The following is an 18,871-nucleotide window of genomic DNA, read 5'->3' on the forward strand; positions in this document are numbered from 1 at the left end:
ATTCCCTCCTGCTCGACCACATCGAGCGTCCCGGCTTATGCCAAAAACGTTTGCGGACGTCCGCAAAAGTCCCATTGCAATGGCTGTGAGGGCGGTGCGTTGTGGGTGTGTGGAGGTCGTATATCGCCAGTTCAAGAGCGTGAGGGTTGCGATCATTCGACCCGAACCCTACTCTCGCCAATATGCAATATATTGGATATGGGTCACTGAAGGAGCGGGCGGCGGCCGAGATCCGATCGGCGATCGTGCGCGGCGACCTCGAGCCGGGCACGCCCATCAAGGACGTCGAACTGGCGGAGCGGCTCGGCCTGTCCCGCACCCCGGTGCGGGAGGCGCTCGCGACGCTGACCGACGAGGGCCTGGTCGAGACCAAGCCCCACGCCTACACCCGTGTCACCGCGCTGGAAGCCGAACCCGTGCGCGACGCACTCGTCGTCGTGCAGTCCATGCACGCCCTCGCCGTCGGCATCGCGACACCGAAGATGAACGTCGAGGACATCGTCGCGATGCGCGCCGCGAACAAGGCCTTCAAGAAGGCGCTCGACGCCGACGACGCCGTCGCCGCGCTGGCCGCCGACGACGAGTTCCACGCGGTGGCCGTCCACCGCTGCGACAACTTCGCGATCGCCGCGACCATCGACCGCTTCACCCCGCTGGTGCGGCGGGCCGAGCACAGCCGGTTCTCGTCGCCGAACGCCCGCCACTCCGTCACCCAGCACCAGCAGATCATCGAGGCGTGCGAGAACGGCGACCCCGTGCTGGCCGCCTCCCTGGTCGACGAGAACTGGAACACCCTGGAGGCCGAGCTGTGAACAGGTTCCCGCTTCTCTTCGGGCCCTCGCCCGTCCACCGCCTCGACCGCCTCACCGCGCACCTCGGTGGTGCCGCGGTCTGGGCCAAGCGCGAGGACTGCAACTCCGGTCTCGCCTACGGCGGCAACAAGACCCGCAAGCTCGAGTACCTCGTCGCCGACGCGCTGGCCACGGGCTGCGACACCCTCGTGTCGATCGGCGGCATCCAGTCCAACCACACCCGCCAGGTCGCGGCCGCCGCGGCCAGGGCCGGCCTCAAGGCCGTGCTGGTGCAGGAGAGCTGGGTCGACTGGGAGGACGTGGGCAGCGACCGGGTCGGCAACATCCTGCTCAGCCGCATGATGGGAGCCGACGTCCGGCTGGTGAGCGCCGAGTTCGGCATCGGCGTCAAACCCGCCTGGGAACAGGCGATCGAAGAGGTCCGCGCGAACGGAGGCAAGCCCTACCCGATCCCCGCCGGCGCCTCCGACCACCCGCTGGGCGGCATGGGCTTCGCGAACTGGGCCGACGAGGTCCGCCAGCAGGAGGCCCAGCTCGGCGTCTTCTTCGACACGATCATCGTCTGCTCGGTCACCGGCAGCACCCAGGCGGGCATGGTCGCCGGATTCGCGAACGACACAGGCCGTCGCGTGCTGGGCATCGACGCGTCCGCCAAGCCCGCCGAGACCCTCGACCAGATCACCCGCATCGCGCACAACACCGCCAAGCTGCGCGAGGTCACGGTGTCCGAAGAGGACATCCTCCTCGACGACCGCTTCCACGGCGGCACCTACGGCATCGCCGACGAGTCCACGGTGGACGGCATGCGCCTGGGCGCGAGCCTCGAAGGCATGATCACCGACCCGGTCTACGAGGGGAAGTCCCTGGCGGGGCTCATCCACCTCGTGTCGTCGGGCGAGATCGGCCGCGACTCCACGGTCCTCTACGCGCACCTCGGTGGCCAGCCGGCGCTGAACGCCTACAGCTCGCTGTTCCCGCAGTAGGCCGAGGGACGGCGAGGAACCACGCGCGGCACGACAGTGGGGGTGTGACGGGCGGGCACGTCATGCCGAATCCACCGTGTTGGTGTGGCGGGTGGGCGTGACGGGTGGAGCCCGCCAGGCTGAATAGGCTCCTCATGCCGAGTCGTGGAAACCGACCTGTCGGGGCGATCCTTGCCAGACCGGTGCGCCAGCCCAAGCCCTGTCAGGCCAAGCGGGAGAGCGAGCCCATCCAGCCAAGCTCATCAGACAGATGCACCAAGTCAGCCCTGTCGGGCCAAGCTCGCCACGCGGGTGAGCCAGCTCGGGCCCGTCAGGTCGAGCGCGGAAGAGCGAGCCCCCGGCCTAGCTCACCAGGCAGGTGCGCCAGCCCGCGCCCTGTCAGACCGAGCACGGAAGAGCGAGCCCGCCCGGCCAGGCTTGTCGGGCAGGTGCGCCCGCACGACCAAGCCCGTCAGGCAGGCGCGACAAGAGCGAGCGCGGTGGGCCGAGCGCGGCATGGCGGGTGGAGCCGGTGGGAAGGCTGCGGTCACGCCCGTAGGCGCAGGCCCTTCGGGGTGGCGCGGAAGCCTGCCTCCTGCAGGACCGTCGCCAGGTGCGAGGTCAGTGCGATCTCGCCGTCGGCGCGCTGGACGGCCAGCTGGCCGAGCCAGCCGTCGCGGACGGCCCGGCTCAGGGCGTTCGCGGCGGTGCGCAGGGTCGGGTCGTCGTCGGTGAACGACAGCAGCGACTTGCCTCCTCTCTCGACGTAGAGCGCCGGGGTGCCGTCGACCAGCACCGCCAGTGCGCCTGCCTTGCGTGCCGGCCTGTGCTTGCCCTCGCCCAGCGGGTCCGGCCACGCCAGGGCGGCCCCGTAGGGCTGGGCCGGATCGGCCGCGGCGAGCACCACCGCGGCCTGGTCGGCCTGCGACGACTGACCAGGGGGACGGGACAGGGCTCGCAGGCGGTCCACCGCGCCTCGTGCCGCGAACTGGGCGGCGCCCAGTCCCTCGACGACGTAGCCGCGGATGACCTGGCCCGACTCCTCCATGGCCCGCAGCACCTTGTAGACGCCGCTGAACCCGCCCGTCACGCGTTCGGTGTCCAGTGCGCCGCGTGTCAGCACGCCGTGGCGTTCCAGGAAGGCTTCGGCCCGCGCGTGTGCGCGGCGGGTCGGGTCTTCCGCCGGGCGCACTGCGAGCGACCAGCGTCCTGCTGCTGTCGGCGGGCCCGTGCGGGAAGGCATGTCGGGACGGGAGCGCAGGCGGGCGTAGCGGCCCCGGGGAGCGCTGCGGCGGGGTTTGTGCGCCGCGCCGCCGCCGGACACCAGGGCTCGCAGGGGCGACAACGTGTCGTTCGTGACCAGTCCCGCCCACACCAGGTCCCACAGCGTGCCGACGACCTCGTTGTCCGTGCACGTCACGGATTGCGAGGCCCGGTCGACGACCTGGCGGAAGAACAGCGCCCCGCCGGACAACGCCTCCAGGACCGCCGTGTGCAGCGGTGACTCCGGGATCGACTCCGGTACCAGGTCGGGCAGCAGCAGGTCGGCCACGTCGGTCGGTGCGAGCGCGATCCAGCCGTCGCCGCCGGCCAGCGCGCCGCAGCCCGTCCACGTCACCTCGCCGGACGCCGTCAGCTCGTCGAGCAGCGCCGGGTAGTAGCCCGGCAACCGGGACGGGAACAGCAGCGCTTCCAGCGCACTGGCCGGAAGCGGCGCTCCGGCGAGCTGTTCCACCACCGAGAACACGTCGTCGAGCGTCGGCGCCGACCGCAGCCGGCGGCCCAGGCCGTGCCACTGCGGCAGGAACCGGCCCAGCGCGGCGGGTTCGACCGGCTCCACCTCGGACCGCAGCCGCGCCAGCGAGGCACGGCGCAGGCGGCGCAGCACGTCCGCGTCGCAGTACTCGGTGTGCGTGCCACCGGGACGGAGCTCACCGCGGGCCAGGCGGCCGGTGGCCGCCATGCGTTCGAGCACGCCCGTCACCACGGCCACGCCCAGGCCGAAGCGCGTGGCGGGTTCCGAGGCGGGGAACGGCCCGTGCGTGCGGGCGTAGCGGCTCAGCAGATCGCCCAGCGGGTCCGCCACCGGTTCGGTGAACGCCTCCGGCACGCCGACCGGGAGAGCGACACCGAGCGCGTCGCGGACCTTGCCCGCGTCCTCGATCGAGATCGTGCGTTCCTCGCCGGCGATCCGGACGCGGAGAACGCGGCGCTGCGCCAGCAGCTCGTCGAGCCATTCGCGGGGCACACCGCGTTCGAGCGCCTCCGCGTCCGAGAGATCTCCCAGGAACCGCAACAGGTCCGCGGCGTCCTCGGCGTGGCGCGGGCGGCGGTCCTCGGAGAGGCGTTGCAGGCTCTGCTCGACCTCGGCCACGACCTCCGGGTCGAGCAGCTCGCGGATCGCCTCCGAGCCGAGCAGTTCCGCGAGCAGCGTCGAGTCGAGCGACAGCGCCGCCGCCCGCCGTTCCGCCAGCGGGGCGTCCGCCTCGTAGAGGAACATGCCGACGTACCCGAAGAGCAGGCTGCGGGCGAACGGCGACGGCGACGGGGTCTCGACCTCGACCACGCGCACCTTGCGCGCGCGGACGTCCGACATCAGCTCCTTCAGGCCCGGCACGTCGTAGACGTCCTGCAGGCACTCGCGCATCGCCTCCAGGACCACCGGGAAGCTCTCGTACTTCGCGGCGACCGACAGCAGCTGCGCCGACCGCTGACGCTGCTGCCACAACGGGGTGCGCCGCTTCGGGTCGCGGCGCGGAAGCAGCAGCGACCGGGACGCGCACTCGCGGAACCGGGCCGCGAACAACGCCGAGCCGCCCACCTCCGCGACCACGATCTGCTCGACCTCGTCGGGGTCGAGCAGCACGTCCTCCGCGCCCGCCGTGACCTCCGCACCCTCGTGGTCCAGGGCGTCGGGCAGCCGCAGCACGATGCCGTCGTCGGAGTGCGCGGCCTGCACCTCGACACCGCGCTTCTCCCGCAGCCGCGCCGCGATCGCGAGCGCCCACGGCGCGTTGACCTGGGCGCCGAACGGGGAGTGCACGACGAGCCGCCAGTCGCCCAGCTCGTCGCGGAACCGTTCCACCAGAACGATCCTGTCGTTCGGCACGTGCCGCGTGGCCTCGCGCTGCTCGCCCAGGTACGCCAGCAGGTTGTCCGTCGCCCACGCGTCGAGACCGGCTGAGGCGGCCCGTTCGCGCGCCGCCGAATCCTCCATCGTGGACACTTCGCGCAGGAACTTGCCCATCGCACGGCCGAGTTCGAGCGGACGGCCAGGGGCGTCGCCCTTCCAGAACGGCATCCGCGCGGGCTGCCCCGGCGCGGGCACCACGATCACCCGGTCGTGCGTGATGTCCTCGACCCGCCACGACGACGTGCCCAGCAGGAACGTGTCGCCGACCCGCGACTCGTAGACCATCTCCTCGTCGAGCTCGCCGACGCGGGAGCCGGGGCCGTTCTCCGACGGCGGTGTCATGACGGTGTACATCCCCCGGTCGGGGATCGTGCCGCCGGAGGTGACCGCGAGCCGTTGCGAACCCGGCCTGCCGCGCAGCTCGGAGTTCACGCGGTCCCAGGTGATCCGGGGCCGCAGCTCGCCGAACTCCTCGGACGGGTACCGGCCCGACAGCATGTCGAGCACCGCGTTCAGCGCCGAGTCGGGCAGCCCGGCGAACGGCGCCGCCCGCCGCACCAGCGCCGTCAGCTCCTCGACCGTCCACGTCTCCATCGCCACCATCGCGACGACGTGCTGCGCCAGCACGTCCAGCGGGTTGCGCGGGAACCGGACGGCCTCGATCGCGCCGTCGCGCATCCGTTCCGCGACCACCGCGCACGACACCAGGTCGCCGCGGAACTTCGGGAACATCACGCCCTTCGACACCGCGCCCACCTGGTGCCCCGCCCGGCCGACGCGCTGCAGCCCGGACGCCACCGACGGCGGCGCCTCCACCTGCACCACCAGGTCGACCGCGCCCATGTCGATGCCGAGCTCCAGCGACGACGTCGCCACGACGCAGGGCAGGCGCCCCGACTTCAGGTCCTCCTCGACCGAGGTGCGCTGCTCCCGCGACATCGACCCGTGGTGCGCACGGGCGACGGACGCGGTCTTCTGCACCGTCATCCCGGACTGGCCGATCGCCTCCGCCGGGAACGACTCCGGCCCGGCACCTTCCTCGGCCTCCTCCGCGAGCTCGTTGAGACGCGCGGTCAGCCGTTCCGCGAGCCGGCGCGAGTTCGAGAAGACGATCGTCGACCGGTGCGCCCGCACCAGCTCCAGCACCCGTGCCTCGACCGACGGCCAGATCGACGTGCGCTGCTCGGCCCCGGCGGCCGACCCCGACACCTCACCGGTCGGCTGGCCGAGCTGTGCCATGTCCTCGACCGGCACCTCCACCTCGACCTCGATGACCTTGGGCGTCTTCGGCTGCACCACCGACACCGGCCGCCCGCCGGCCAGGAACGTGCTGATCTCCTCGACCGGCCGCACCGTCGCCGACAACCCGATCCGCTGCGCCGGCCGCTCCAGCAGCGAATCCAGCCTTTCGAGTGACAACGCCAGGTGCGCGCCGCGCTTGGTGCCGGCCACCGCGTGCACCTCGTCGAGGATCACCGTCTCCACGCCGCGCAACGACTCCCGCGACGACGACGTCAGCAGCAGGAACAACGACTCCGGTGTCGTCACCAGCACGTCCGGGGGAATGCGCCCGAACGCCCTGCGCTCCTCCGGGGACGTGTCGCCCGTCCTCATGCCGACCGCGATCGACGGCTCCGCGAGCCCCAGCCGCTGCGACGCCTGCCGGATGCCGGTCAGCGGCGCGCGCAGGTTGCGCTCGACGTCCACCGCCAGCGCTTTCAACGGGGAGATGTAGAGCACCCGGCACCGGCGCTTCGGCTCCTCGGGCACCGGGGACGACGCCAGCTTGTCGAGCGCCCACAGGAAGGCGGCGAGCGTCTTGCCCGAGCCCGTCGGGGCGATGACCAGAGCGTGCTCGCCCGCCGCCGCGGCCGCCCACGCCCCCGTCTGAGCCAGGGTGGGCGCGGCGAAGGCACCGGCGAACCACTGCCTGGTCGCCGGTGAGAATGCCTCCATCACGTCCATGCCGACCATCATGACGCCGGGGTCCGACAATTTCTGATTACGCAGGTCCGAGCACCCGGTGAAGGCCCCTGTGGCACGATCACCGGGTACGTCCTTCGAGGGGAGCACGGTGCGCGTCCTGTCCGTCGACCTGGGCACCGCCAACACGGTTGCGGTGCTGTCCGACCACGGTGTGGTGGATGTGGACGGTGGGCCGACGATGCCCTCGTCCGTCTACCTCGAGGAGGACGGCTCCCTGCTCGTCGGCAAGGAGGCGGACCGGCGTTCGCGCCAGGACCCGTCGCGCTACGAGCCGAACCCCAAGCGCCACATCGACAAGCCGACGATCAAGCTCGGCGAGCAGAACCTGCCGACCAACGACGCGCTCGCGGCCATCTACGCGCGCGTGCTCGAGGCCGTGACGGCGCTGCTGAAGGGCGAGCACCTCGACGAGATCCGCCTGACGCACCCGGCCGAATGGGGGCCGACCAGGCGCAACAAGCTGCTGTCCTCGGCCAGGCTCGCGGGCATGACCGGCGAGCTCGTGCCCGTTCCCGAGGCTGTCGCGGTGGCCTCGCTCGGTGGCGGCCGCCCGCTCGCCGTCTACGACTTCGGCGCCGACACGTTCGACGTCTCCGTGCTCGACTCCCAGCACCGCATCCTGGCCGAGGGCAGCCTCGGCGACGTCGGCGGTCTCGACGTCGACCAGGCGCTGCTGGAGCACCTGGGCCGCATGGTCTCGCACAAGGACCCGGCCGGCTGGCAGCGGCTGCTGCGCCCCACCACCGTCGACGACCACCGCGCCCGCCTCGGCCTGCGCGAAGAGCTGCGCCTCGCGAAGGAGGACCTCTCCGAGCTGCCGCAGGTCGAGGTGCTGATGCCGGAGCCGTTCGAGAAGGTCGTCATCACCCGCGGCGAACTGGAGGCGCTGGTCAGGTCGAGCCTGATCCGCACGACCGAGCTGCTCATCTCGTCCGTGCACAAGGCGGGCGTCACCCCGGAGCACGTCTACCTCGTCGGCGGGTCCTGCCGGATGCCGCTGGTCGCGCAGATCATCGCGGAGAAGGTCGGCATCGTCCCGACCAACCCCGACCACCCCGAGACGATCGTCGCGACCGGCGCGCAGGTCGTCGACCGGGCGATGATCACGCTCAAGGCCGAGGACGACAAGCCGCGCTACGTCGAACCGCCCACGGTCGTGACCGCGCCGGTCAGCCCCGCCGTGACCGGCCCGCACCCGGTGAACCCGAACGTCAGCGGCCCGAACCCGGTGGTCAGCGGCTCGTACCCGAGCGGGTCCTACCCCAGCGGGTCGTACCCGAGCGGCGCGTACTCGGCCAGCGGCACCTACCAGCTCACCAGCCCGTACCCGAACCCGAACGTCAGCGGCAGCTACCCGACGAACTTCCCGCAGCAGCAGGCGCCGAAGAAGGACAACAGGAAGATCCTCGCCGGCGCCGGCGCGGCGGTCCTCGTCGTGGCGGGCGTGATCGGCGCGATCTTCGCGTTCTCCGGCCCGAGCCTGCCCAGCGCCGACGAGTGCAAGGACGACACCTCGCAGGACGGCCAGGGCTTCACGAAGTGCCTGCGCCAGCTCGCGGGCACCGTGCCGGACGGCGGCGGCTGCGAGAAGGCCGACTCCGCGCAGATCACCGGCATGGAGGAGATCAAGGGCACGGTCGTGAGCTGCACGATCCGCGACGGCTACGCGGTGCAGTACATCCTCACCGACAGCGTCACGGGCGCGGAGAACAACGCCGACACCATCGCGAAGTCGTTCCAGACCGACCGCGTCGAGGCCGACTGGACCGGCAACGGCCTGCAGGGCGACTACCGCGTGGCCACCTCCAGCGGCACGGGCGTGCTGGTGTTCACCGCCCAGGACCGCCCCATGTTCGGCATCCTCACCAAGACCGCCGAGGAGAACGCGGACGAGCTCAAGGCCGACGAAATGGCCGACTTCTTCGAGAAGTCCGTGCAACCGGGTGAGTAACCGCCCCTGATGGACCTGTCGGCACGAGGTCCGGCCGTGTCACGATCGTGATCATGGTGATCGTCGCGCCGCAGGTCGAACGCGTGCAGCGCAAGGTCGTCCGCGTGCTGACCGGCACCCAGGTGCTGGGGTCGTCGGCGGTGACGATCGGCCTCGCGTTCAGCACGCTGATCGCCGCGACGCTCTCCGGGTCCGAGGCCGTCGGCGGGCTCGCGCAGACCGCGGCCGTCGCCGGTGCCGCCGTGCTCGCCCTTCCCGGTGCGCGCCTCGCGCAACGCGGCGGACGCCGTCCCGCGCTCGTCCTCGGCTACAGCATGGGCGCGCTCGGCGCGTTGATCGCCGCCGTCGCCGTGGGCCTCGGCCTGTGGCAGCTGCTGCTCGTGGGTCTCCTCCTGTTCGGAGGGGCGTCCAGCGCGAACTACGCGGCTCGTTATGCCGCAACGGATCTGGCGCACCCTCACCGCCGTGCGCGGGAACTCTCGCGCGTGGTGTGGGCGGCCATGATCGGCGCCATCATCGGGCCCAACCTCGCCGATCCCGCCGGACGGGCCGCGGCCTCCCTCGGCCTGCCGGCGGGCGTGGGGCCGTTCCTGCTGGCGGCCGTCGTGCTCGGCGCCGCGGTGCTGGTGATCCAGTTCGGGCTGCGGCCGGACCCGCTGGTCGTCGTGAAGAGCACACGACCGGTTGAACCCGCGCACTGCGCGGGCGGGTCCAGCGCGGCGCCCGGAGGCCTGAAGGTCTGGGGACGACTCGGGCCCATGGCCAGACTTGCACTCGTTGGTGTGATGTTGTGCCACACCGCGATGGTCGGCCTGATGTCGATGACGCCCGTGCACATGAACCACGCCGGGGCGTCGTTGCGCGTGGTCGGCGTGGTGATCAGCCTGCACGTGGCCGCGATGTACGCCGCGAGCCCGCTGTTCGGGTGGATGGCGGACCGGCTGGGCCGCGTGCCGGTGCTCGCGGTCGGCGCGTCGCTGGTGGTGGCGGCGTCCGGGGTCGCCGGGATGGCCCCCTCGCACGACGCCCCGCAGCTCGCCGTGGGACTGGCGTTGCTCGGGTTCGGCTGGTCGGCCGGGCTGGTGGCGGGATCCGCGTTGCTCACGGAGTCCGTGCCGGTGGACGACCGGCCCGCCGCACAGGGCCTCTCCGATCTGGTGATGAACGTCGGTGGCGCCATCGGGGGAGCGGTGTCCGGGATCGTCGTCACGGCGTGGTCGTACGCGGCGCTCGGGCTGATCGTCGGGTTCACCGCGCTGCCGTTGCTGGTCGTGTGCCTCTTCGCGTCGCTGCGAAAGCCCGTTCGTTAGGGTCTCGCGGTGCGCATCACCATGTTCCGCAAACTCATGGCAGGCGAGTTCGGCCAGGTCAGGGCCGAGATGATCGCCCGCGACCACGTTCTGTCGTCGCTCGGCGGCCGCACCGCCGACCAGGCGCTGGAGGCCGGGATCGGCGCCAAGGAGATCTGGGTCGCGGTCTGCGACGCCTTCGAAGTCCCCGAAAATCGCCGCTGAAGTGCGGTTCGGAGTGTCACGTGTGCTCGAACACGTGTTCGGCTACAGTGGCCGCGACCCCCGGCTTCGCAGAATTGTCAGACCCCGCCAGTAGCGTCAGGTCCAACATGACGAAGCAACGGCAGCAGACGACAAAAGGTGGACCCAAGATGGCACCCGCAGCACCCGACCGGGACAAAGCGCTCGAGCTGGCCCTGGCGCAGATCGACAAGCAGTTCGGCAAGGGCTCCGTGATGCGCCTCGGCGAGGAGGGCCGTGCCCCGATCGAGGTGATCCCGACCGGCGCGATCGCGCTGGACGTGGCGCTCGGCATCGGCGGTCTGCCCCGGGGTCGTGTCATCGAGATCTACGGTCCTGAGTCCTCCGGTAAGACCACCGTCGCCCTGCACGCCGTCGCGAACGCCCAGAAGGCCGGCGGCATCGCCGCGTTCATCGACGCGGAGCACGCCCTCGACCCGGAGTACGCGAAGCGGCTGGGCGTCGACACCGACGCGCTGCTGGTCTCCCAGCCCGACACCGGTGAGCAGGCGCTCGAGATCGCGGACATGCTGGTCCGCTCCGGCGCGCTCGACATCCTGGTCATCGACTCGGTCGCCGCCCTCGTGCCGCGCGCCGAGATCGAGGGCGAGATGGGCGACAACCACGTCGGTCTGCAGGCCCGCCTCATGAGCCAGGCGCTGCGCAAGATCACGGGTGCGCTCAGCAACTCGGGCACGACCGCGATCTTCATCAACCAGCTGCGCGAGAAGATCGGCGTGATGTTCGGCTCCCCGGAGACCACGACCGGTGGTAAGGCGCTGAAGTTCTACGCCTCCGTGCGTCTGGACGTGCGCCGCATCGAGACTCTGAAGGACGGCGGCGAGCCCGTCGGCAACCGCACCAGGGTCAAGGTCGTGAAGAACAAGGTCGCGCCGCCGTTCAAGCAGGCCGAGTTCGACATCCTCTACGGCAAGGGCGTCAGCCGCGAGGGTTCGCTGATCGACATGGGCGTCGACCAGGGCATCCTGCGCAAGTCCGGTGCCTGGTACACCTACGAGGGCGACCAGCTGGGCCAGGGCAAGGAGAACGCCCGCAAGTTCCTGCTGGACAACCCGGACATCGCGAACGAGATCGAGAAGCGCATCAAGGACAAGCTCGGCATCGGCGCCACCCTCGACGCCGAAGAGGCGGCTCCCGCCGCGCCGGTCGAGTTCTAAGAGGTAGTGGGGTTTGGACGAGGCTGAAGAGCAGCGCAAAGCACGGGACATCTGCTACGCGCTGCTCGGTGCTCGCGCCCGGTCCCGGCAAGAGCTGTACGACGCGTTGCTGCGCAAGGAGATCAGCGCCGGTGTAGCCGAGATCGTTCTCGGCAAGTTCGACCGCGCCGGCCTGATCGACGACGCGCAGTTCGCCGAGATGTGGGTGCGCTCCCGGCACACGTACAAAGGTCTGGGCCGCCGTGCCCTGGCCATGGAACTGCGCCGCAAGGGCGTGGCGGACGAGGTGGTGGCCGAGGCCGTCGCCGCGGTCGACAGCGAGGCCGAGGAAGACCGTGCCCGCGAGCTCGTCCGCAAACGCCTGCGCACCCTGTCCGGTGTGGACGAGACGACGAAGATCCGCCGGCTCGTGGGTGCGTTGGCGCGCAAGGGATATGCCGAAGGCCTCGCCTATCGCGTGGTGCGCGACGAGCTGCGCGACGCGGGAGACGAGGCGTCGGCGTTGGACGAGCCCTGGTCGTAGGCCGGGGCCGGTCCGTTCGCCGGGCTGCGATCCGTTCAGGTCGCAGGCCGATCCTTCTCCGCCGAGCAAGGCCTGTTCTCGCCGCTGTGCTGGTTGGCGTGCAAGGGGTTGAGCCGAAGAGCTCGCGTGTCGCGCAGTGCGCGCCACGGGGGAGTGGTGGACGAGCCCTGGTCGTGGGCCAGGGCCGGTCCGTTCGCCGGGCCTCACCCGATCACGCCGCTGAGCTGGTCGGCTCCGAGTAGCCTAAAAAGCGTGAGCACTACTCCCGACGCGCCGTCCACCGTGACCCCCACGGTCTCGGACCTGCTCTGCTTCGACCTCTACACGACGTCGCGGGCGGTCACCGGCTTCTACCGCCCGATCCTCGACAAGGCGGGCATCACCTACCCGCAGTTCCTGGTGATGCTGCTGCTGTGGGAGCGGGACTCGCGGCCGATCCGGGAGCTCGTGCAGGAGCTCGACCTCGAGTACAGCACCCTCTCGCCGTTGATCAAGCGGCTGGAGAAGAGCGGTCTGCTGGTGCGCGTGACGCACCCCGACGACGAGCGTTCCGTGCTCGTCCAGCTCACCGACAAGGGCCGTGACCTGCGGTGGATCGGTGCCGAGATGTTCAACCAGCTCGGCAGGGCGCTCGGCATGACGCTCGAGGAGATCACCATCCTGCGCAAGGCGCTGAATCGCGTGAAGCACGGCGCCGAACGCCAGTGAGCTGAAACACATCGCGTGCGAGGTAACTCGTCGGGTAACTTGCGTCGTGCACGACCTAATCGAGCGCGATGCACCACCGTCACGGTGCCCGACGAGAGAGTGAGAGACCGATGCGAGTTCGCAAGGTGTTCGCGGTTCTGGGAACGCTGCTGGCTCTGGCTGCCGTTGTCCCGTCCGGCGCCGGTGCCGCGGAGGACACCGAGAAACAGGGCACCAAGAAGCCGACCGTCGTGCTCGTGCACGGCGCGTTCGCGGACGCGTCCAGCTGGAACGGTGTCGTGGAACGCCTGCAGCGCAAGGGGTTCCCGGTCGTGGCGGTGGCGAACCCGCTCAGGTCCGTCACCGGTGACGCGAACTACCTCAAGCAGGTGCTCGCCTCGATCGAAGGCCCGATCGTCCTCGCCGGGCACTCCTACGGCGGCATGGTCCAGTCGCAGGCCGCGCTCGGCAACCCGAATGTGAAGGCGCTCGTCTACGTCGCGGCGTTCGCGCCGGAGAAGGGCGAGAGCGCTCTCGAGCTGTCGAACAAGCTGCCCGGCAGCACGCTCGGCGACGCGGTGCGGCCCATTGCCCTCGGCGACGGCACCACCGACCTCGTGATCGCGCAGGACAAGTTCTGGCAGCAGTTCGCGGCCGACGTGTCCCGCAAGGACGCGACCCTGGCGGCGGCGACGCAGCGCCCGATCAACGACACCGCGTTGAACGAGAAGGCCGGCGAGCCCGCGTGGAAGACCGTCCCGTCGTACTTCGTGGTGGCGGGCAAGGACAAGAACATCCCGATCGCCGCGCAGAAGTGGATGGCCGAGCGCGCCCACGCCCGTGCGGTCGTCGAGGTCAAGAGCGCTTCGCACTCGGTGGCCGTGTCGCACCCGGACACCGTGGCCGACCTGATCGTGCGCGCCGCGCGCTAGTCGGAAGGACGAGGAAACCGGGACGCGGGCAGGGGCGTCCCGGTTTCCTCGCGTTCAGGGCTTCGCGACCTGGCAACCGGGAAGAGACAGGTTCAGCTCGGTGCCGGGGCCGAAGCAGGAGACGAGACCGTGGGTCTGCTGGCCGTAGTTGGTGCCCTTGCGGACGGTGATCTGGCCCGCGGCGTCGACCTCGCACGGGTTGTTCATCGTGCAGCGGCCGCCGCTCTCGTTGCCGGTGTTGTTGACGCCGACGACCTTGCCGCTGGCGTTGTCGATGATCGGCGAACCCGACGTGCCGCCGATCGTGTTGCACGACGGCGTGTAGCGGAGGGAGTCGAGCCAGGTCCAGCTCGCTTCCCTGACCTGGTGGACGACGTCGTCGATCTGGCAGGAGTAGATCTTCGTCCAGTAGCCGGAGACGATCCGGATCTCCGACTTGGCGGCGGGACGCGACGCCGACAGTTCGAGTGCGCGGCTGCCGTACTTCTGCTCGATCTGCCGGTAGGTCAGGTCCAGCCGGTAGAGCGCGGCGTCGGTACCGGTCATCGTCGCGTAGACGAGCGTCGAGCTCTGCAGCTTCGCGATCTGCGACCCGGAGCCGCCCAGCAGTGCGAAGGTGCGGTCCGACGGCTGGCCGACGACCACCTGGCCCGGCTTCATCAACTCGACGCAGTGCCCGTTCGTCAGCACGAGCGCCTTGTCGGCAGGGGCCGAGGCAGGCAGCCGGACGAGCGAGCCGGAGCAGTTGCTGAGTTTCACGGTGCCGCTGAAGTCGACGGCGGCGTGTGCGGGTGCTGTGGTGACACCGAGTGCGGTGATCACGGCCAGCAGGATTCCGGCGAGTCGAGCCATGTACTGATCGTAGTCAATCGACTACGTGTGGGAGTCGGCCGCCTGGCCGCTTGTAGTTCGATCGGGTGACGCCGCCGGGTGGTGCTAACGGGTGAAGAGGACCAATCGACGAGGTGGTCATATCGCCGCCGCCAGGGAGCCGTCATGACCTACCCGCCGCCCGTCTACGCCCAGCCTGTGAGCGCTCCGCCGAAGCCGTCGAAATTCGGGGCGCTCGCGTGGACCTCGGTCATTCTCGGGATCGTCGGCGTCGTGTCCTCGTGGCTTCCGCTCCTGAACATCCTCACCTCGATCGCCGCGTTCGTCGGGATCGTGCTCGGCGTCATCGCGTTGTTCGGCAGCCGCAAGATCCTCGCGGCCATCGGTGTCGTCGTTTGTGTTCTCGCCATCGTCTTCTCCGTGGTGGCGACGAACGCCGTGGTCGACGCCATCGACGGCAGCGTCAACGAGGGCCAGGTCGGGGCGCCCGGTGAACCCGCGAAGCAGGAGGCGCTGAAGGAGAACCCGACCTGGGGCAAGAAGTACTCGTGGGAGAACGGCCTCTCGGTCGACGTCGCCGCGCCGGTCGCCTGCACGCCGGGCCAGTTCGCGGCGCCGCAGAACATCGCCCGCGCGGTGAAGTTCGAGGTCACCATCACCAACGGGACGAGTGCCGCGTTCGAGACCGCGTTGATGTCCATGGGCTCTGATGCGCAGTTCAACGGGCAGAAGGCAGAGAAGGTGTTCGACAGCAGTGGTGGCTGCGACGGCACGCTGTTCGACTCGACGACCGTGTTGCCGGGCAAGACCTACACGTTCCACGTCGTGTACGCGGTCGGCGCGCAGCCCGGTGAGATGCAGCTCGTGTTCGAGCCGACCTTCAACTCCGACAAGGCCGCTTTCGTCGGCCCGGCGTAAACCGTTCGCCCGCGGGCACGTGGACGGGCTACAAATCGGGGCATGTTGCGCAAGTACCCGCGAACGCCCCACTTGGAGGGCTCGCGCCTGCAGCCGGGCGACGAGGACCTCGACCAGGTGCCGTTCCGCGCGATCGCGGGGCGGCACCTGGTCGTCGAGGAGAAGCTCGACGGTGCCAACTCGGGCATCAGCTTCGACACCGGCGGCGTGCTGAAACTCCAGTCACGGGGCCACTTCCTGGCGGGCGGCCCGCGGGAACGGCAGTTTGCGCCGTTCAAGGCGTGGGCTGCGACCCACCAGGGCGTGCTGTGGGAGAGGCTCGGCACCCGGTACGTGCTCTACGGGGAATGGTTGTACGCCAAGCACACCGTGTTCTACGACGCGCTGCCGCACCACTTCTGCGAGTTCGACGTACTCGACCGTTCCAGCGGCGATTTCCTGTCCACTCCGGAACGCCGCCGGCTGCTCGCGGGCACACCTGTGGTGTCCGTGCCGGTGCTGCACGAGGGACCGTTGCGCCGTCTGAAGGACCTGACAGCGCTGATAGGCCCGTCCACGTGCCGCACTCCCGACTGGCGTGACGCGCTGGCGCAGGCGGCGCGCGCGGCCGGTCAGGACCCGGAAGCCGTTGTCGCGGAGACGGATTCGGACGACGACATGGAAGGCCTCTACATCAAGGTGGAGGAGGACGGGCGCACGGTCGAGCGCTACAAGTGGGTGCGGCCGACGTTCCTCACCGCCGTGCTGGACTCGGGCAGCCACTGGCAGGACCGCCCGATCCTGCCGAACCAGGTGGTGACCCGTGTTTGAGCAACTCTGCCCCGCCGGTCCGCAGTGGACTTTGGACTGGGACGCCGTGCGCTCGGCGTTCCCGTGGGTGCGGGCGATGGAAGGCGTGCGGCAGGATCCGGTGCACCACGCCGAAGGCGACGTCGCCACGCACACCCGGATGGCCTGCGAGGCGCTGGTGTCGCTGCCCGAATGGCGCTCACGTCCCGAAGCGGACCGGGTGCGGTTGTTCGCGACGGTGTTGCTGCACGACGCCGCGAAACCGTTCCGCACCCAGATCACCGACGGCCGCGTCACCGCGCACGGCCACTCGCGCGCCGGTGACCTGCTGGCGCGCAAGCTCCTGTGGGAGATGGGCCGCCCGATCGCCTGGCGCGAGCACGTCGCCGCGCTGGTGCGGCACCACCAGGTGCCGTTCTGGGCGCTGGAACGCCCCGACCTCGACCGCATCGCGTTCCGGGTGAGCCTGCTCGCGCGCAACGACGACCTGGCGACACTCGCCCGCGCCGACATCCTCGGCCGGATCTGCGGCGACGCGGACTCGGTGCTGGAGAACATCGCGCTGTTCGAGGAGTACTGCCGCGAACGCGACTGCCTGGACCGGCCGCGCGCCTTCCCGTCCGACCACGCCCGCTTCCAGTACTTCCGCACGCCCGGCCGCGACCCGGAGTACGCCGCCTACGACGACACCCGTGTCGAGGTGACCGTGCTGTCCGGACTGCCGGGCGTTGGCAAGGACCACTGGATCGCCGCCCACCGGCCGGGCTGGCCGGTGGTGAGCCTCGACGCCGTCCGCTCCCGCCTCGGCATCGCACCCGACGGCGACCAGCGCGCGGTGGCCGCCGCCGCGTTCGAGGAAGCCCGAGTGCTGTTGCGGGCGGGGGAGCGGTTCGTGTGGAACGCGACCAACATCTCCCAGCAACTCCGCGAGCGCTGCATCGGACTCGCCGCGGACTACCACGCCCGGATCACCCTGGTCGGACTCGAAGCACCGAAGAACGTGATCCACGCTCGCAACCGCGCCCGCCCGGAACCGGTGCCGGCCGCCGTGATCGACCGGCTCGTCGGCAAGTGGGAGGCGGTCGACCCCACCGAGGCGCACGCCGTCGAACGCGTCGACACGGCACCAACCACCATGCGCACGTAGCCCTCCCTAGCCTTGGCAATGAGTGTTTTGACGACGAAGTCAAAAGACTCATTGCTAAGACGCAGGTGAGAGCGTCCGACGGGCTGGTGGAAGGTCCGCCGGACGCTGATATATCGGTTGGCGAGGGCGACAGCCGATATATCAGTGGGTGAGTGTCAGCGGCGGTGTTCGCCGTGGTGGCCGACGGCTCGGACGAGCCACAGGGTGCCCGCGCCGGCCACGACGAGGACGGCGATGCCGGTCAGCAGGCCGACGCTCGGGAACGAGTCGTCGGTCTGGGACGTCGGGCTGCCGCCGGGCTTCGACTGCGCGATGGCCGGGACGTCGGTCATCTGCAGCGAGTTCGCCTTCACGAGGCCGGTGCCCTCCAGCAGGAGCATGTGCTTGAGCAGAAGTGTCAGGGCGGTCTGCGCGGCGATGCGCGCGGGCACGCTCTTGGTCGTCGCGCGGGCGTGGGCGACCTGGGTGATGAGCGAGCCGTCGGCGGCGCGCGACAGGTTCGCGTACATGGTGTCGAGCTCCTCGCCCGAGCTCGACGAGATGGCGTTCGCCCACGACTTCTGCTCCGTCGTCGGTTCGGCCGGGAGGTCCACGCCGATCTGCCGGGCGGCCTCCGTGACCGCCTGGGTCAGCTGCGTGTGCTCGGCGGCGAGCTGACCCGCGACCTTGCGGACCTTCGCGTCCCGGGCCCGGTCCGAGCTCTCGCGGCTGACCGGTTTCTGCCACAGCGAATGCTGGGTGAGCAGGACGAGCAATTCGCGATCCGACGGATCGACGTTCTGGCCCAGAACACGGACCGCGTTCAGCTGAGCCTTTGCGGTCACCAATTCGAGTGCGGACGGATCGACCTTGCCGGTGTTCTCCAGCACCGTCATTGTACGAATCAGCGTCTGCACCGTCTGGTGGGCGAGTGTGCGAATTGTGGTGTTCTGCGTTGTCGCGCGCGTTTGCACGGCCATTACCAACAGGCCGCCCTGCGCCTGCCGGACGATCGTCGCGTAGGCGCGGTCGTGGTTGTCGCCGCTGCGTGCCGCCATCTCGTCGATGAGTGACTGGTGTTCACCGCTGACGTCGTTCGGCATGACCACGCCGAGTTCCTGAGCGGATTTCCGGAGGTCTACGTCGAGCCGGGAATGGCCCTCGAAGATGTCTCGTCCGGCGTTGCTGATCCCCGAATTCGTCGTGCGCGTCGGAGCTTCTTTGCTCACCGGTACGAACCACGAGTTCGCCTGCCGGAGAGAAACCATGAACGAGCGGTCCGACGGCATTACTTCTGTTGATTGCGCATTGGCCGGGACGGCTCCGATGAAAGCTCCCAGAAATGCGAAGGACAAGATGGCGAACAGCGCTGCGCGCTGCCCCAGCGTGCCCAATCGGTGACGCATAGTGCCCGTTCCTCCCCGCGATCGAGCTGCCTTCGAAGGTGATACGCGCAGGTGAGGCAGAGGTTCACGGGACCAGCGAAGATGCATATGTGATGTGGATCACAG

At 70.0% G+C, this 18,871-nt stretch carries 15 protein-coding genes; 12 read left to right on the forward strand and 3 right to left on the reverse strand.

What is annotated here, in order from left to right:
• The first annotated feature begins 182 nt into the window (after nt 1–182).
• Nucleotides 183–812, forward strand: a complete 630-nt coding sequence (locus IE307_RS32505; RefSeq protein ID WP_191303225.1) for a GntR family transcriptional regulator — start codon at nt 183–185, stop codon at nt 810–812.
• Nucleotides 809–1,795, forward strand: a complete 987-nt coding sequence (locus IE307_RS32510) for a 1-aminocyclopropane-1-carboxylate deaminase (RefSeq protein WP_191303226.1) — start codon at nt 809–811, stop codon at nt 1,793–1,795. Before IE307_RS32505 ends, IE307_RS32510 begins: the two co-directional genes overlap by 4 nt.
• 526 nt (nt 1,796–2,321) lie before the next feature.
• Here the strand turns inward: IE307_RS32510 and IE307_RS32515 are convergent.
• Nucleotides 2,322–6,872, reverse strand: coding sequence for an ATP-dependent helicase (locus tag IE307_RS32515; protein WP_191303227.1), 4,551 nt, complete (start codon nt 6,870–6,872; stop codon nt 2,322–2,324).
• A gap of 109 nt (nt 6,873–6,981) precedes the next feature.
• On the opposite strand from IE307_RS32515, the gene IE307_RS32520 reads away from it, so the two are divergent.
• From IE307_RS32520 to IE307_RS32550, 7 genes are all read left to right on the forward strand, one after another.
• Complete coding sequence (locus IE307_RS32520) at nt 6,982–8,844, forward strand: Hsp70 family protein (protein WP_191303228.1); 1,863 nt, start codon at nt 6,982–6,984, stop codon at nt 8,842–8,844.
• A 53-nt stretch (nt 8,845–8,897) separates the two neighbouring features.
• A complete protein-coding gene (locus IE307_RS32525) occupies nt 8,898–10,154 on the forward strand; it encodes an MFS transporter (protein WP_191303229.1) in 1,257 nt (418 codons plus the stop codon).
• A gap of 9 nt (nt 10,155–10,163) precedes the next feature.
• Nucleotides 10,164–10,358 carry a DUF3046 domain-containing protein gene (locus IE307_RS32530; RefSeq protein ID WP_191303230.1) on the forward strand — a complete coding sequence of 65 codons (195 nt, stop codon included), beginning with the start codon at nt 10,164–10,166 and terminating at the stop codon, nt 10,356–10,358.
• 149 nt (nt 10,359–10,507) lie between these two features.
• The gene (gene recA, locus IE307_RS32535; protein ID WP_191303231.1) at nt 10,508–11,554 is read left to right on the forward strand and encodes a recombinase RecA; all 1,047 of its coding nucleotides are present in this window, start codon (nt 10,508–10,510) and stop codon (nt 11,552–11,554) included.
• 13 nt (nt 11,555–11,567) lie between these two features.
• Entirely contained in the window at nt 11,568–12,077 is a 510-nt protein-coding gene (locus tag IE307_RS32540) for a regulatory protein RecX (RefSeq protein ID WP_191303232.1), read from the forward strand.
• A gap of 252 nt (nt 12,078–12,329) precedes the next feature.
• Nucleotides 12,330–12,785 (forward strand): MarR family winged helix-turn-helix transcriptional regulator, encoded by a 456-nt coding sequence (locus IE307_RS32545; protein WP_191303233.1) that lies wholly within the window; start codon nt 12,330–12,332, stop codon nt 12,783–12,785.
• A 110-nt stretch (nt 12,786–12,895) separates the two neighbouring features.
• Entirely contained in the window at nt 12,896–13,696 is an 801-nt protein-coding gene (locus tag IE307_RS32550; RefSeq protein ID WP_191303234.1) for an alpha/beta fold hydrolase, read from the forward strand.
• Nucleotides 13,697–13,750: 54 nt separating this feature from the next.
• Here the strand turns inward: IE307_RS32550 and IE307_RS32555 are convergent, their stop codons facing one another.
• Complete coding sequence (locus IE307_RS32555) at nt 13,751–14,548, reverse strand: trypsin-like serine peptidase (RefSeq protein WP_191303235.1); 798 nt, start codon at nt 14,546–14,548, stop codon at nt 13,751–13,753.
• A gap of 144 nt (nt 14,549–14,692) precedes the next feature.
• On the opposite strand from IE307_RS32555, the gene IE307_RS32560 reads away from it, so the two are divergent.
• The 3 genes from IE307_RS32560 to IE307_RS32570 are packed head-to-tail and all read left to right on the forward strand — an operon-like array spanning nt 14,693 to nt 17,381.
• Nucleotides 14,693–15,445 (forward strand): SUR7/PalI family protein, encoded by a 753-nt coding sequence (locus IE307_RS32560; protein WP_191303236.1) that lies wholly within the window; start codon nt 14,693–14,695, stop codon nt 15,443–15,445.
• 42 nt (nt 15,446–15,487) lie between these two features.
• Nucleotides 15,488–16,255, forward strand: coding sequence for an RNA ligase family protein (locus IE307_RS32565; protein ID WP_191303237.1), 768 nt, complete (start codon nt 15,488–15,490; stop codon nt 16,253–16,255).
• Entirely contained in the window at nt 16,248–17,381 is a 1,134-nt protein-coding gene (locus IE307_RS32570; protein ID WP_229905283.1) for an AAA family ATPase, read from the forward strand. The genes IE307_RS32565 and IE307_RS32570 overlap by 8 nt, the downstream gene beginning before the upstream one ends.
• Nucleotides 17,382–17,536: 155 nt before the next feature.
• Here the strand turns inward: IE307_RS32570 and IE307_RS32575 are convergent, their stop codons facing one another.
• A complete protein-coding gene (locus IE307_RS32575; protein ID WP_308436418.1) occupies nt 17,537–18,853 on the reverse strand; it encodes a DUF4142 domain-containing protein in 1,317 nt (438 codons plus the stop codon).
• Between the last annotated feature and the right edge of the window lie 18 nt (nt 18,854–18,871).

Source organism: Lentzea cavernae (assembly GCF_014653695.1).
GTDB classification, from domain to species: domain Bacteria; phylum Actinomycetota; class Actinomycetes; order Mycobacteriales; family Pseudonocardiaceae; genus Lentzea; species Lentzea cavernae.

Bases quoted from the DNA above. Each gene is read 5' to 3' on its own strand.
- IE307_RS32505 (WP_191303225.1), top strand. From the start codon at position 183: ATGCAATATATTGGATATGGGTCACTGAAGGAGCGGGCGGCGGCCGAG.
- IE307_RS32515 (WP_191303227.1), bottom strand. From the start codon at position 6,872: ATGGACGTGATGGAGGCATTCTCACCGGCGACCAGGCAGTGGTTCGCC.
- IE307_RS32525 (WP_191303229.1), top strand. From the start codon at position 8,898: ATGGTGATCGTCGCGCCGCAGGTCGAACGCGTGCAGCGCAAGGTCGTC.
- recA (WP_191303231.1), top strand. From the start codon at position 10,508: ATGGCACCCGCAGCACCCGACCGGGACAAAGCGCTCGAGCTGGCCCTG.
- IE307_RS32550 (WP_191303234.1), top strand. From the start codon at position 12,896: ATGCGAGTTCGCAAGGTGTTCGCGGTTCTGGGAACGCTGCTGGCTCTG.
- IE307_RS32555 (WP_191303235.1), bottom strand. From the start codon at position 14,548: ATGGCTCGACTCGCCGGAATCCTGCTGGCCGTGATCACCGCACTCGGT.
- IE307_RS32560 (WP_191303236.1), top strand. From the start codon at position 14,693: ATGACCTACCCGCCGCCCGTCTACGCCCAGCCTGTGAGCGCTCCGCCG.
- IE307_RS32565 (WP_191303237.1), top strand. From the start codon at position 15,488: ATGTTGCGCAAGTACCCGCGAACGCCCCACTTGGAGGGCTCGCGCCTG.
- IE307_RS32575 (WP_308436418.1), bottom strand. From the start codon at position 18,853: ATGCATCTTCGCTGGTCCCGTGAACCTCTGCCTCACCTGCGCGTATCA.